At 58.7% G+C, this 13510-nt stretch carries 12 protein-coding genes and 1 riboswitch; of the genes, 11 read left to right on the forward strand and 1 reads right to left on the reverse strand.

Going from position 1 to position 13510, the window contains the following annotated elements:
* The first annotated feature begins 744 nt into the window (after positions 1-744).
* The 3 genes from AAAK34_RS15665 (at position 745) to nrdR (ending at position 3800) form a co-directional block, all read left to right on the forward strand.
* A complete protein-coding gene (locus AAAK34_RS15665) occupies positions 745-1587 on the forward strand; it encodes a lytic transglycosylase domain-containing protein (protein ID WP_231694398.1) in 843 nt (280 codons plus the stop codon).
* Positions 1588-1701: 114 nt separating this feature from the next.
* Positions 1702-1841: riboswitch (ZMP/ZTP riboswitch) on the forward strand.
* Positions 1842-1876: 35 nt separating this feature from the next.
* Entirely contained in the window at positions 1877-3121 is a 1245-nt protein-coding gene (gene glyA / locus AAAK34_RS15670) for a serine hydroxymethyltransferase (protein ID WP_231694397.1), read from the forward strand.
* Positions 3122-3350: 229 nt separating this feature from the next.
* Complete coding sequence (gene nrdR / locus AAAK34_RS15675; protein ID WP_231694396.1) at positions 3351-3800, forward strand: transcriptional regulator NrdR; 450 nt, start codon at positions 3351-3353, stop codon at positions 3798-3800.
* Between the two features lie 204 nt (positions 3801-4004).
* On the opposite strand, the gene AAAK34_RS15680 is transcribed toward nrdR, so the two are convergent.
* Positions 4005-4133 carry a hypothetical protein gene (locus AAAK34_RS15680; protein ID WP_431777465.1) on the reverse strand — a complete coding sequence of 43 codons (129 nt, stop codon included), beginning with the start codon at positions 4131-4133 and terminating at the stop codon, positions 4005-4007.
* Positions 4134-4216: 83 nt separating this feature from the next.
* Here AAAK34_RS15680 and AAAK34_RS15685 point away from each other — a divergent pair, with 83 nt between their 5' ends.
* From AAAK34_RS15685 to AAAK34_RS15720, 8 genes are all read left to right on the forward strand, one after another.
* Positions 4217-5476 (forward strand): DNA repair exonuclease, encoded by a 1260-nt coding sequence (locus AAAK34_RS15685; protein ID WP_231694395.1) that lies wholly within the window; start codon positions 4217-4219, stop codon positions 5474-5476.
* Positions 5476-8943 carry an AAA family ATPase gene (locus tag AAAK34_RS15690; protein ID WP_431777466.1) on the forward strand — a complete coding sequence of 1156 codons (3468 nt, stop codon included), beginning with the start codon at positions 5476-5478 and terminating at the stop codon, positions 8941-8943. Before AAAK34_RS15685 ends, AAAK34_RS15690 begins: the two co-directional genes overlap by 1 nt.
* A 120-nt stretch (positions 8944-9063) precedes the next feature.
* Complete coding sequence (locus tag AAAK34_RS15695) at positions 9064-9759, forward strand: dienelactone hydrolase family protein (protein ID WP_231694393.1); 696 nt, start codon at positions 9064-9066, stop codon at positions 9757-9759.
* The gene (locus AAAK34_RS15700; RefSeq protein ID WP_231694392.1) at positions 9756-10322 is read left to right on the forward strand and encodes a DUF2889 domain-containing protein; all 567 of its coding nucleotides are present in this window, start codon (positions 9756-9758) and stop codon (positions 10320-10322) included. Before AAAK34_RS15695 ends, AAAK34_RS15700 begins: the two co-directional genes overlap by 4 nt.
* A gap of 142 nt (positions 10323-10464) precedes the next feature.
* A complete protein-coding gene (locus AAAK34_RS15705) occupies positions 10465-10794 on the forward strand; it encodes an ArsR/SmtB family transcription factor (RefSeq protein WP_431777467.1) in 330 nt (109 codons plus the stop codon).
* 17 nt (positions 10795-10811) lie between these two features.
* Positions 10812-12161, forward strand: a complete 1350-nt coding sequence (locus AAAK34_RS15710) for an NAD(P)/FAD-dependent oxidoreductase (RefSeq protein WP_431777468.1) — start codon at positions 10812-10814, stop codon at positions 12159-12161.
* A 12-nt stretch (positions 12162-12173) separates the two neighbouring features.
* The gene (locus AAAK34_RS15715) at positions 12174-12545 is read left to right on the forward strand and encodes a DUF5368 domain-containing protein (protein ID WP_231694390.1); all 372 of its coding nucleotides are present in this window, start codon (positions 12174-12176) and stop codon (positions 12543-12545) included.
* Complete coding sequence (locus AAAK34_RS15720; protein WP_431777469.1) at positions 12545-13360, forward strand: prolipoprotein diacylglyceryl transferase family protein; 816 nt, start codon at positions 12545-12547, stop codon at positions 13358-13360. The genes AAAK34_RS15715 and AAAK34_RS15720 overlap by 1 nt, the downstream gene beginning before the upstream one ends.
* Positions 13361-13510: the final 150 nt, after the last annotated feature.

Consider the following 13510-nt stretch of genomic DNA (forward strand, 5'->3'; position numbering starts at 1 on the left):
GGCCCGGCGTTCCAGCCTGAAGCCAGATACACCGGGCCCGTTGGCGGCGTGACAAAAGCGTCAAATGCCACCGGCACCGCTTCAGGAAGCGTGCTGTTCCTGAGAGACGGTAGAAGGCAAGGTATTGCCTTCAAGGTTGGGCTTGGGAAATTGCCTGTTCCGTTGTATTGGCTACAGCAGATTGGCTCCTTTTGCCTGAAATGTCCGAAAGCGTCGGACAGCCACACTTTAAACCGACAAGACCAACCCATCCAGATGAAATTTTCAATCTGGAATGAGCGCTGATTGAACGTTTCAATCTCATGACAACCGGCCTTCGAAGACGTTGCACTCAGTAGCTTGAATTCGGCCGGAGGTGGCCGTCCTTGCCTCCGACGCGGCAATCGCAACCGCCTTTCGGCACGTCTTACTCATAACCAAATCAATATGTAAATGCAAATCCTTATTATTGACTGGGTATTTAACCCGCCACTAGAATCGCGCCATCCGAAAAAACTCAGGGAATTCCCCTGCTCTGCTGCCGATCCTGGCAGGCCCGGGCGGAGTTGGTTCGTGGTCCTGGCATTGGTGTATTTCCCAGCCCGACCACGACCTTGCTCCCCCAATTACGCAATCTGCGCCAGTCTTAGCGGCGCACGCGACACGGGCAACTGAAACCGAACCCGTCAACGAGTCCTGCCCCGTTGGCCGCGATCATCAAGTATCGCGGCACGGCGCACCGAAGACGGCACGATAAGGAGTGCTATGACAGCGACTGAAAAGATCGCCCAACTGGGGCGCGGCATGCGCACGTTTGCGGGTGACGTGGCCGAAGGCTTTTTCGAAATCATGCACAACGGCTTTGCCTTGGTAGGCTTGGCAGTGGTGTTCTGCATCATCATGCTCAGTACACGGCCCGAACTGCGCCAACAAGGCGAGGAGCGCCTGACGAGTTGGCTGACCGCGCGCCAGGTGGCTGCCCTGGGCATCCGCCCTGAGCCAGACGCCATTGAACGTGCCACCGCCGCCAATCCCGGCGACCTGCCGCGCGAGCAAGCCAATGTGGCCTACTGGATCGCCAAGAAATACAAGGTCGCACCAGAGCCGCTGGCAGCATTGGTCGCCGAAGCCTACGCAGTGGGCCGCGGCATTCGGCTTGATCCCACGCTGATCCTTGCGGTTATGGCAGTTGAATCAAGCTTCAACCCCTTCGCGCAAAGTCCTGTGGGTGCCCAGGGGCTGATGCAGGTGATGACGGAAATACACTCCGACAAGTATCTGCATTTCGGCGGTCAGTATGCGGCCTTCGACCCCAAGACCAACCTGCGCGTGGGAGTCAAGGTGTTGCAGGAATGCATTGCCCGAGCCGGCTCCATAGAGGGCGGTCTGCGCTACTACGTAGGTGCAGCCAACCTCCCCAGCGACGGCGGCTACGCCAAAAAGGTGTTGGCCGAGCACGCCCGCCTCTATCAGGTCGCCAAGGGCAAGCCGATGCCAGACAACATGCCGGGTTTACGGGCTGCTGCCAAGCCTGCCGAGCCGACTGCGGTGCCCGCAACGCCCGCCAACGCCAGCGCGCCGGCAATCAAGGTTGCATCGCTGTCCTAAGAAAATTTTGCGTTCTTATCTCTGCAGTAGCCCCGAAAGGCTTTGCGCGAAACGAGGCGTCTTTTCCCGGCGAACAAATGAGTGCTGCAGCCCACCTCTGCGTCGGCTAAACTTAGTGGTGTGCGCGACTGGCGATAGGCCCCAGAAATCCTGAGGTGCCGACGTGGATATGGAGCGAATCAGTCTCCAGGCACCACGGGGAGCGCACCGCCGGCAATACGCCTGCGTTTCAGCCGTTCGCCTGGGCAGCCCGCAAGGTACTTTCTCTTCCACCGAAGACTGCCAAAACATGTACGACCGCAAAATCCTCATTGAACAAACCGATCCTGACGTCTGGGCCGCCATCCAGGCCGAACACCAACGCCAGGAAGACCATATCGAGCTGATCGCCAGCGAGAATTACGCCTCCCCTGCCGTTCTGGCCGCGGCCGGCACCCAACTCACCAACAAATACGCAGAAGGCTATCCAGGCCGCCGCTATTACGGGGGCTGCGAGTACGTCGACGTGGTGGAGCAACTGGCGATCGATCGCGTCAAGCAACTCTTTGGCGCTGACGCCGCCAACGTGCAACCCCACTGCGGCGCTTCGGCCAACGAAGCCGTGTTCCTCGCATTCCTGAAGCCAGGCGACACCATCATGGGCATGAGCCTGGCCGAAGGCGGCCACCTCACGCACGGCATGCCGCTGAACATGAGCGGAAAGTGGTTCAACGTGGTCAGCTATGGCCTGAACGCTCAAGAAGCCATCGACTACGATGCGATGGAGAAAAAAGCGCACGAGCACAAGCCCAAGCTGATCATCGCCGGTGCCAGCGCATACTCCCTGACCATTGACTTCGAACGTTTCGCCAAAGTAGCCAAGGACGTTGGCGCCATCTTCATGGTCGACATGGCACATTACGCCGGCCTGATCGCTGGCGGCCAATACCCCAACCCCGTGCCCTACGCCGATGTCGTCACCAGTACCACGCACAAGAGCCTGCGCGGCCCACGCTCTGGCTTCATCCTGATGAAAGCGCAGCACGAAAAGGCCATCAACAGTGCAGTGTTCCCCGGCCTGCAAGGCGGCCCGTTGATGCACATCATTGCCGCCAAGGCCATTGCATTCAAGGAAGCCCTCTCGCCTGAGTTCAAGCAATATGCCCTTCAGGTGCGCAAGAACGCACAAGTGGTGGCCGAAACGCTTACCCAGCGCGGCCTGCGCATTGTGAGCGGTGGTACCGAGAGTCACGTCATGCTGGTCGACCTGCGCCCTAAAGGCATCACAGGCAAGGAGGCAGAAGCCGTTCTGGGCGCCTCCCACATGACGATCAACAAGAACGCCATCCCGAACGACCCTGAAAAGCCCATGGTTACCAGCGGCGTGCGCATTGGAACCCCCGCCATGACCACGCGTGGTTTCAAGGAAGAAGAAGCTCGCGCCACAGCCAACCTGGTGGCCGACGTGCTGGACAACCCGCGCGACGAAGCCAACCTGAACGCAGTGCGCGCCAAAGTGGCGGAACTGACTCGCCGCTTCCCTGTGTACAAGTGACCCTTCACTTAAGGCGCTCACGCGCCTTCGCCCACGCCGGCCTCCCCTCCCTCTTCGTGAGGTGGTTCATGTCCGTGGCCGGCGCGGGTCCGGCCACGGCATTCTGAGTGTGGCTTGCTCCAAAGCCCTTAGACTCTTTACTCCTTCCCCCACTGGGGGAAGGCAGGGATGGGGGCTTTCACGGCGCCCCTGACTTAGCGACACCTGAATAGCCACCCGGAAGCCCCCCATGAAATGCCCTTTCTGCGGTCACACCGAAACGCAAGTGGTCGACACCCGCATCTCCGACGAGGGTGACTTCATTCGCCGCCGGCGCCAATGCACTCACTGCGCCAAGCGTTTCACGACCTATGAAAGGCCAGACGTCAGCTTCCCCACCATTGTCAAGAAAGACGGCCGGCGCGTGCCTTATTCGCGCGCCAAACTGCAGGCTTCGCTGGACCTTGCGCTGCGCAAGCGCCCCGTGAGCACAGAACAGCAGGATGCGGCCATTGAGCGCATCGAAGAAAAGCTGTTGGCCGCCGCTGTCCGCGAACTGCCCTCCTCCCGCATTGGTGAACTGGTCATGCGCGAGCTGAAGAAGCTGGACAAGGTTGCCTATGTCCGCTTTGCCAGCGTGTACCGAAGCTTCGAAGACATTGACGAGTTTCGCGCACTGGTGGATGAGGTGCGTCGCTAGTGCACGAGGCTCAGCGTAGCCCGTGAGGCCGGTGTTTCCTCAGCCTAGAGCCGGCAGTTGGACGCGCCCGAGCAGGTCGTCATCGGGTGCGCTGGCAAGGGTTTGAGCCGCGGCTCCAAGGGCGCCTGCGCGCCCTTGGACGGCACAAACATGCCCAGCCTCTGGCTGGGTTGCGCCCTGCAAGGGTGAGGACGCCACAGTCCCCTAGCCTGCAAGAACGAGCAACGCCGCCAGCGTGCCCGAGGGCGGCCTGATCGGGAGCGTAGCGCTCTCAGCCGCAGCCGGCCGCCCAAATGGGTGAGCGTTATCGGAGCATAGAAATCGAGTGTTCATGCGGCTTTCCTGAAGATTGCAAGCGGTCAACTGCCGGATCTAGGCTCAGTGCACAATAAGTGGCGACGCACAGAGGAACACCATTGGGATTCAAATTCATCCACGCTGCGGACATCCATCTCGACAGCCCGTTGAGGGGCCTGAGTGCCTACGAGAACGCCCCCGCAGAACAACTTAGGAACGCCTCGCGCGAAGCCCTGAAAGAACTGGTCAGCAAAGCCATCGAAGAGCAGGTTTCCTTCGTGGTGTTTGCCGGCGATCTGTACGACGGCGACTGGCGAGACTACAACACAGGCATTTTCTTCGCGGGGCAAATGGGCCGCCTCGCCCATGCTGGCATTGGCGCATTTCTCCTCTACGGCAATCATGACGCCGAGAGCGAGATGACCAAGAAGCTGGCCCTGCCAGGCAATGTGATCGCATTCGGTTCAGGCTCGCCCCAGGTACACACGATCGACGAGCTGAAGGTGGCGCTCCATGGGCAAAGCTTTGCCAACCGATCGGTTGGCGAAAACCTGGCCGCTGCCTACCCGCCCAAAGTCAACGGATACTTCAACATTGGCGTCTTGCACACTGCCTTGCAAGGCTATGCGGCGCATGCAAATTACGCGCCGTGCAGCATTGACGAGCTTCACGCCAAAGGATATGACTACTGGGCGCTCGGCCACGTGCATGAATACCAGAGGTGGGACGGCCCCTCGACCATCGTCTTTCCCGGCAACCTCCAGGGCAGACACATACGCGAAACGGGCCGCAAAGGAGCGGTGTTGGTGACCGTAGACGATACCGGGCATGCTGTCGTCGAGCGCCTTTTCCTGGATATTCTTCGCTGGGAATTGCTGAGGGTAGACGTCAGCTCCTGTTCAGATCTGGAAAGCGCCGCACGCTCGGTAGGCCACGGATTGACGAGTCTTCTGGAAACTGACAACGTGCCGCGCGCGGTTCGTGTCGTGCTGGAGGGCCACACCGCTTTGCACGGCTCGCTGTTTGGAAACGCCGCTCATCTGCGGGCTCAAGTACTGGCACACGCCGCCGCCATCGACGCCGAGCAACTCTGGGTGGAGAAAGTCAAGGTGGCCACCACTCCCTTGCATTCGCTCCCGTCATCTGACGAATCGCACGAGGCCCTGGCCGAGCTCCAGGGCATTTTTACTGAAGCCAGCCAGGACCCGGATTTCCTGGCCGAGTTGCAGGACCAACTTCGACCATTTCTGAACAAGGCCTCAGATGAAGTTCGTGATGACGTGCCCCTTCTGGAGCTTGCCCGTCAGAAGCATTTTGAGGGCATCGTTCAAGAAGTTGCTCCGGCGCTGCTCGCCAGGCTGAGTTCAAAGGCCGAGTAATGCGCATCAACGAACTCAAGCTCATTGCCTACGGCAAATTCACTGACCATCTGCTCTCATTTCCGAAAGCGGAGCACGATTTTCACGTCATCATCGGCCCGAATGAGGCGGGCAAGTCAACCGTGCGCAAGGCCATCACCGAACTATTGTTCGGAATGCATCGCCAATCGCCACTCGGCTTCAAGCATCCGCAAAGCGACCTGCGACTATCTGCGGTGCTGGAAACCGGGTCAGGCCCGCTGTCTTTCATACGAAGCAAGCAGCAAAAATCTTTGCGATCCATGGCAGACGACCCTCTGCCGGACACCTACCTCGACATCGCCCTGGGGTCACTGACGGAAGACATTTTTGAGCAACTGCATTGCCTGAACCACGAGCAGTTGATCAAAGGTGGGCAAGGCATCATCGACCCGCGCAATTCAGTCAGTCAAATCCTGTTCCAGGCAGCCTCTGGGCTCGAAGGGTTTGCCGCCATCCGAGATGAGCTCAGCACACGGGCTGGGGAGCTGTTTGCCACCCGAGGACGCAACAACGAATACGCGAAAGCTGCCGAACGATTCACCGCGGCGCAAAAATCCCTGAGAGAGGCCCAAGTTCGCACCAAAGAATGGGTAGAGGCTCGCGACAGCCTTCAACACGCGGAAGAGCAACTGCAAGCTGAGCGCAAGCATCGCCGCGAACTGGAGACCCAGCGCTCCACCTGGGAGCGCGTTCGCCGCTTGGCGCCCCTGGTGGAACGTCTGGCCCGGCTGGAGCAGGAACTGCAGGCGCTCGGAGACACCATCGCCTTTCCTTCAAACGCCAAGGAAACGCTGGACTCCGGTATCTCCGACTTGAACGCCGCGACAAGCATCGTCAAAACACGTGAGCGAGACGTTCTCGACCGCCAGCAGCAACTGCAAGACATTCACGTCGACGACAAGGTGCTGGGGTTGTCCGCCAGCATCGAGCGGTTGGCGCGGCTATGCGGCTTGTATGCCAATCATGCAAGTGACCTGCCCCTACGTCGACAGGAAGTCCAGCAATGGCTGAACGAAGTGCTGGCCCGAAGCACCGATTTCGGTTGGGGCAGTACCGAAGAGGAAGTGCGCGCTCAACTCCCTGACGACAGAATACTGCGGTCGATCGACTCTCTGCTTAAGGCGCTGGGCGCCCTCCGCGCAGACGAGCGTGCCGCGACCGCTGCAGCACAAGAGCGCGAATCTTCCATGCTCGAGCTGCAAAGCAAGTTGGAGGCACTTCCGCACAGGGCGGTCAACCATCAGCTTCCCCAGGCTCTGGAGCAAGCCCTGCCGTACAAGACCACCGAAACCAAGCAGAAGAACTTGCAGGGCTTGATGGCAGCAGCAGAAAGATCTGCAGCGAATGCCATCGCAGTCCTGGGAGATTTTCAGCTCACGGTGGATGCCCTTCGAACCATGCAGTTGCCTTCTGCCGAGCGTGTCGCTGCCTACCGCACGCAACGGCATAGCATCGCCCAGGCGCGGGATCTTGCTCGATCGCTGGCGCAGCAAGATGCAGATGCAGTGGCCGCTCTTGAGTTGCAGATTGCCCAGTTCACGCAATCGCACAAAGTCGTCACCATTGCTGAAGTCTCAGGCGCTCGCAGCGACCGCGACGAGCAGTGGAACGCCATCAAGTTTGGCCTGACATCGCTTTCAGACAGTGCGCCACGGCTTGACGCTGCTATTCGCCTCGCAGACGAACTGGTTGATGCGCGTACGCGCGCCGAAACTGATGGCGCCACATTACAGGCTCTTCGAGATCAGCGTCAAAAATCAGAACAGGACCACCAGCGCCATCAGCAGTCTGTCAAGGAAAAAACTCAGGAACTCGAAGCGTTTGATGCGCAATGGGCGGAGCAAGCATCAAGAATGGGGCTTGCGGGCATCGAGCTCGATGACATGCCTGAGTGGCTGACCGAGCGCGACACAGCCATTCAGGCCGCCGACCTCCTGGAAGCCAGAAAACAGGAATACGAATTCGAGCGACACCACGCTGCGCATGCGCAGCATGATCTGCGTGAAGCCATCGTGCAAGCGGGCCTGGAGGTCAATCCGTCATTCGGACTGGCAGCCCTTTGCACCGTCGCCGAGGCCCACATCAAGGAAACTGAACAAACTCATGCGGAGCGCCATTCACTCACGCTTCAACTCAATACTGCTCGAAACGCCTGGAATGCCGCGCTGAAGGCAAAAGAGGTGGCAAAGGAGGCTCTCGAGCAATGGGAGCTGAAGTGGAACGATGCACTTGCAAAAGCACATCTATCGCAGATGAAAGACGACGCCACTGAAATTGAAGCGGCGGTGGAGGCCGCGCGATTCGTCAGGCAGCATCTCGAAAAAATTGCTTCGCACCGCAGCGAACGCATCGAAGCCATGGAGAACGATCTCCAGCAGCTGCAAGATGAGGCGAGGACATTGGCCCAGGCGATTGCACCAGAGCTAGTCCTAAGCGGCCCCAACGAACTCTCACGCGCCCTGCTCTCGAGGCTGGAGGACGCCAAGCAGCAACTGAGCAGGAAGGCGCAAGCGCAGGAATTCCTCGACACGGCCCAACGTCAGCTTTCAGAGGCACGCTCCACACTGGAACAAACGAGGCTGACTCTGGAGCCCCTGCTGCAGGCCGCCTGCGTGCAAGATCCTATGCTGGCGCTGCCACTGGTGCAGATTGCACAACAGAAAGATCAGCTCGTGCAGGCAGCCTTCGACACAAAGCTCGAGATCGAAAATGGATCTGACGGGCGTTCACTGGAGCACGTGCAAGCCGAAGTGGCGAGCCACTCAGCCATGGAAGCACCAGAACAATTGCTCGCACTCAGAGACGCGCTCGCGGACTCGGAGCAGAAGCAGACGCAACTGCTGCAAACCCAAATAGCGGCACAGCAAACCTTCGATGCGATCGACGGCGGTTCGCAGGCAGCGGAAGCGGAAGCCCAGAAACAGGAGGCTCTTTCCGACATGTCGAGTGTGGGTGAAGAGTACCTGCAGCATGCCACGGCCAGTTGCCTTCTTAAATGGGCAGTGGACAGGTACAGGGACAGAAAGCAAGGCCCGCTGCTGCAACACGCCAGTGCAATTTTCAAGAACCTCACGCTCGGCTCTTTTGAAAAACTGCGCATCGACTATGACCAGGCGCCACCCGCACTGCTGGCCTACCGACCCCACAACCAGGCCGTCAAAATCTCCGGCCTGAGCGACGGCACGCGCGACCAATTGTTCCTCGCGCTGCGAATAGCCGCCCTGGAGCTTCAGGCCGAGCAAGGGGCGGCCGTACCATTCATTGCGGACGATCTCTTTATCAATTTTGACGACAAGCGATCCCAAGCGGGCCTACAGGCATTGCATACGCTGTCTACCAAGACGCAAGTGCTGTTCCTGAGCCACCAGGAACACCTGTTGCCCCAGTTGCAGCAATCATTCCCGCAAGCAAACATCATCACGCTGGAAACTGAATTGGCAAGCTGATAGCAACGCGTAGTGCCAGACACCACTGCACGCGAAGCACCGAAAAACCACCGCTCTGCGCGTTCTTGATCTGTTCATTATGATCAATAAGCAGAAATACAAACTTTCAGGAGATTGAAAATGGCCAGCTTTATCGACCTCACCAGTGCCGACGGCTTCGTTTTCCCAGCCTACGTAGCGGAACCCGCAGGCAAGCCTCGCGGCGCGATTGTCGTGGTGCAGGAGATTTTCGGAGTCAACGCCCATATTCGCGAAGTGGCTGAAGGCTACGCTGCCAATGGTTACCTGGCCGTGGCGCCTGCCATTTATCACCGTCTTCAGCACAACGTGGAGCTGGGCTACACCCCTGAAGACATTCAGGCCGGCGCGGCCCTGAAGGCACGGGCTGAAGCGCTGCCCGCCCCCGGCGTCATGCAGGACCTTCAGGCTGCGGTTGACTACGCAGCAAAGATCGCTCAGGGCAAGGTCGGCATCGTCGGCTATTGCTATGGCGGCTTGTTGTCATGGCGTGCCGCGGCCTTGCTTTCTGGCCTCAGCGCCACCGCACCGTACTATGGAGGCGGCTCAACTGTGGGCGCTGAACTGCAGCGCCAACCCAAAGTACCCGTGCTCGCCCATTTTGGTCGCCGGGACGCGCACATCACCATGGACACTGTCGAGGCCTTCACGAAGGCGCAACCGGCGGTAGAGGTGCAAGTCTACGAAGCCGATCATGGTTTCAACTGCGACCATCGCGGCTCCTATGATGCTGCGGCCGCCAAGCTAGCGCTCGAGCGCACCCTCTCGTTCTTCGAAAAGCATCTGACTCAAGCATGACCGAGCGGACCCTGCTGCACGAACGCACCACCAAGTTCAAAGGTTTCCGACGCGCTGACGATCTCTGGGAGATCGAGGCCACCCTGTTGGACGCCAAGTCCAAATCTTGGCCCAGCGGCGAAAAGGGCATGATGCCCCCCGAGACACCCGTGCATCACATGCTGATTCGCGCCGCTCTTGACGACGCGATGGAGATCAGGGAAATCGAACTCAGCATGCCCTCCACGCCGTACTCTGAGTGCCAAACCGCCATTCCTGGCCTCCAGAAATTGGTCGGGCGTCGCATGTCCTCGGGCTGGCGCAAAGCTGTCGACGAATGTCTGGGCGGTATTGCAGGATGCACGCATGTGCGCGAACTCTTGGTGAACATGGGCACGGCAGCGTATCAAACCTTTGCTGGCGAGCAGTTGCGAGACACTGCACTCAACGGCAATCAAAAGCGAAACGAGCTGGATGACCCCTCAAAATTCACCCAGGCTAACCGCTGCGTAGCCTGGAATCTAGACGGGCCCATGGTGCAGAGACACTACCCGCTGATCTATCAGAAGCGCTTGGGCAAATAGCGACTATCTGCCTCAATTAGCCTGGAAGCGCCGAGCAATAGCTCGGCGCTTTGATTTGGATCAATCACTTTATATTTTTATATATTATTATTTTTTTAATCGTTCATGAAGCGGTCGCCATGTCAATGAACACAGAGCTCAAATGATGAAGTCGCTCGAGAAAAGCGAACTGAAAACGCACAAGCAACTGCGCCAGCACGCTGACGAAGCGTGCGCGTTGCTCAAGGCTTTGGCGAATGAAGACCGTCTGATGCTGCTGTGTCAGATGGCGTCCGCTCGTCAGAACGTAGGCGAGCTCGAAGCCGCCACGGGCGTCCGCCAACCTACTTTGTCTCAACAGCTGGCCGTGCTGAGGCAAGAGGGACTGGTCGCAACCGAGAAGGAGGGCAAGTACGTCTACTACCGTCTGGCCAACGACAACGTCGTGCGCATCATGCGCACCCTCTGGGAAATCTACTGCGCCCCGCCGTAAACGGCGGCCCAACGGCCATGGAACACGACAACAGCAATTTTAGAAGAGACAACGTATTTTCCAAGCCGATCAATCGGCGCCAAGCCCTGCTAGGTTCAGTTGGCGTCGCTGGCATGATGCTTACACCAGGCATTGCGAACGCGGCAACCAAGGTCAAGACCTCGGCACGCATCGTCATCGCAGGCGCCGGTGCCGCTGGGCTCACCGCGGCATCTCGCTTGTCCGAAGCGCTTGATGGCGCAAAAATCACCCTGATCGACGCCCGTAAGGAGCACTTCTACCAGCCCGGCTTCACCTTGGTCGGCTCAGGAATCAAATCGCCGAGCTACGTGGTTTCAAGCACCGCAGAATATGTACCCAAGGGTGTGGAACTGCTAGAAGAGCGTGTGGCCGAGTTCGACCCGGACGGCCAGAAGGTGGTCACGGAAAGCGGCAAGACCCTCCCTTACGACTTTCTCATCGTTGCCGTTGGCATGACGCTCGAATACGGGCTGATCGAGGGCATGAACGAGAACCTGATCGGCCAGAACGGCATTGGCAGCATCTATCACAGCCCTGCCAAAGCCGAGGCCACATGGAAAACCATGTCAGCCTTCGCCGACAAAGGCGGCAGGGGCGTTTTCCTGCGCCCCAATACCGAGATGAAATGCGCCGGCGCGCCATTGAAGTACACCTTCGTCACGGAAGACTACCTGACCCGGCGCGGCCAGCGCAGCAAAGCTGAGGTCATCTACAACGCCAATAACAAAGTGTTGTTTGGCGTGCCCATCGTATCGGAGAAAGTGCGCATGCTGTTCCAGGCCAGGGGCATTAAGGTCAACTACGACCGCGTGCTCAAGGCCATCGACCCCGGAAAGCGCATTGCCACTTTCACTACCCCGGAGGGCACCGAGGAACAAGGGTACGACTTCATTCACGTGATCCCACCTATGCGGGCGCCAGCATCGATCCGCAACAGCCCCCTTCCATGGAAGACGGGCCCCTGGGTCGCCGAAGGCTGGATGGAGGTCGACAAGGGAACGCTTCGTCACATGCGCTACCGCAACGTCTTCGGAGTAGGCGATATTGCAGGAGTGCCCAAAGGCAAGACTGCCGCCAGCGTCAAATGGCAGGTGCCCGTTGCCGTCGATCACCTGGTCGCCGAAATCGCCGGCAAGACATCGGACGCTCTGTACACCGGCTACACCTCATGCCCACTAATCACACGGCTCGGCAGGGCGATGCTGGTGGAGTTTGATTACCAGAACAATCTGGTGCCATCCTTCCCCGGCGTGATCGCACCGTTGGAGGAGCTCTGGGTCACTTGGGTCATGAAAACCATGGGACTCAAGCCAACCTACATCAGCATGCTGCGTGGCCGCGCCTAAGGAGACATCTTCATGAAAGATCTAAACCCCCTCGTCCTGCTTTCGGTCTTCGAGGAAATGCTGGGACCTTTGTTGTGGCTGCTGCTGGCCGTCGTTATCCTGGGCATAATTGCCTTTGCCTCGCTTCTCCTGCGTGAAAAGCACCTTGTCTCACGCCGCCTGGTGCGCTCCGAGGCACTGGGCATAGTAGGTGGAGCCCTTTCACTCGTCCTGATGGCCAAAGTGTCATCCTCCGGCTTCACTGACGCAGGTGGCCCTGCCGACTGGCTTTTGATCGCCCTGGTGTTTGGAGCAGGCCTGGTCGGATCCACCATACTGATCTACACAATGGCAGGCTGGTGGACGGCATTGAGAAAGCCAACTCTAAACATGAACACCAAATAGTGATCCACTCGATTCAAATAGGGCCACTGTCTCTGCCGCCGGGCCTGATTCTTCTTGGATTGGTCCTGGCCGCTGCCTTGATCGTAGGCAATCGACTGGGCCGCAAAGCCGGCCTTGAGGTTGAAAATCGGATCCACCTCATCCTGCTCGCCGGTGCAGTTACCGCACGCGCAGGATTCATACTTCAACAACACCAAGCTTATCTGGCTTCACCATGGAGCATGCTGGACATCCGTGATGGGGGCTGGTCTGCCTGGGCCGGCACCGTGGGGGCTTGGTTGTGCGCTGTTTTCCTGATTCGAAGACACCCTTCACTCAAGAAGCCTCTTCTGCCGGCATTGGCCGTATCCAGCTTGGTGTGGGTTTCAGGCCTGGCGCTATTAAACCTGCCGCCTCGTGACGCGCCATCTCTTCCAACTTTCAGCACGCTCAGCATGGAGGGCACGCAGGTCGCTTTGCCCGCGTATGTCGGCAAACCCACCATCATCAACCTCTGGGCCACCTGGTGCCCGCCCTGCCGACGCGAGATGCCCGCCTTTGAACGCGTGCAGAAAGAACATCCTGAGGTACACATCGTATTTCTCAATCAAGGCGAAGCACCCGCCAAGATCCAGCAGTTTCTGGCAAACAACAATCTGACACTGAAAAACGTGCTGCTGGATACTCAAGGTGAGGTAGGCCGTTCGCTCGGCCATCGCAGCCTGCCCACCACGCTTCTTTTCAATGCCGAAGGTCGCCTGGTAGACACCAGAGTTGGGGAGTTTTCGTATCCCACGCTCGTTCAGCGGATCAATGCGCTGAAGGATGATGATTAGGCACTTCGGCCCTTGGACGGAAAACTATCGATCGCGACAGTGCGCAATCTTCTCTGCGCAAGCACTTTGCGGCAACGGCTGATTTCGCCGATTTGGTCAAATGACATGTCGACTACCAAGGAAAGCCCCCGTTTAAGTGGCTTCGGCTAG

It is taken from the genome of Ottowia caeni (assembly GCF_050821495.1).
In the GTDB taxonomy this organism is placed as follows: Bacteria; Pseudomonadota; Gammaproteobacteria; order Burkholderiales; family Burkholderiaceae_C; genus Ottowia; species Ottowia caeni.

Excerpts from the sequence above, each read along its gene's own strand:
- AAAK34_RS15665 (WP_231694398.1), top strand. The coding sequence starts at position 745 with ATGACAGCGACTGAAAAGATCGCCCAACTGGGGCGCGGCATGCGCACG.
- glyA (WP_231694397.1), top strand. The coding sequence starts at position 1,877 with ATGTACGACCGCAAAATCCTCATTGAACAAACCGATCCTGACGTCTGG.
- nrdR (WP_231694396.1), top strand. The coding sequence starts at position 3,351 with ATGAAATGCCCTTTCTGCGGTCACACCGAAACGCAAGTGGTCGACACC.
- AAAK34_RS15680 (WP_431777465.1), bottom strand. The coding sequence starts at position 4,133 with ATGAACACTCGATTTCTATGCTCCGATAACGCTCACCCATTTGGGCGG.
- AAAK34_RS15690 (WP_431777466.1), top strand. The coding sequence starts at position 5,476 with ATGCGCATCAACGAACTCAAGCTCATTGCCTACGGCAAATTCACTGAC.
- AAAK34_RS15695 (WP_231694393.1), top strand. The coding sequence starts at position 9,064 with ATGGCCAGCTTTATCGACCTCACCAGTGCCGACGGCTTCGTTTTCCCA.
- AAAK34_RS15700 (WP_231694392.1), top strand. The coding sequence starts at position 9,756 with ATGACCGAGCGGACCCTGCTGCACGAACGCACCACCAAGTTCAAAGGT.
- AAAK34_RS15705 (WP_431777467.1), top strand. The coding sequence starts at position 10,465 with ATGATGAAGTCGCTCGAGAAAAGCGAACTGAAAACGCACAAGCAACTG.
- AAAK34_RS15710 (WP_431777468.1), top strand. The coding sequence starts at position 10,812 with ATGGAACACGACAACAGCAATTTTAGAAGAGACAACGTATTTTCCAAG.
- AAAK34_RS15715 (WP_231694390.1), top strand. The coding sequence starts at position 12,174 with ATGAAAGATCTAAACCCCCTCGTCCTGCTTTCGGTCTTCGAGGAAATG.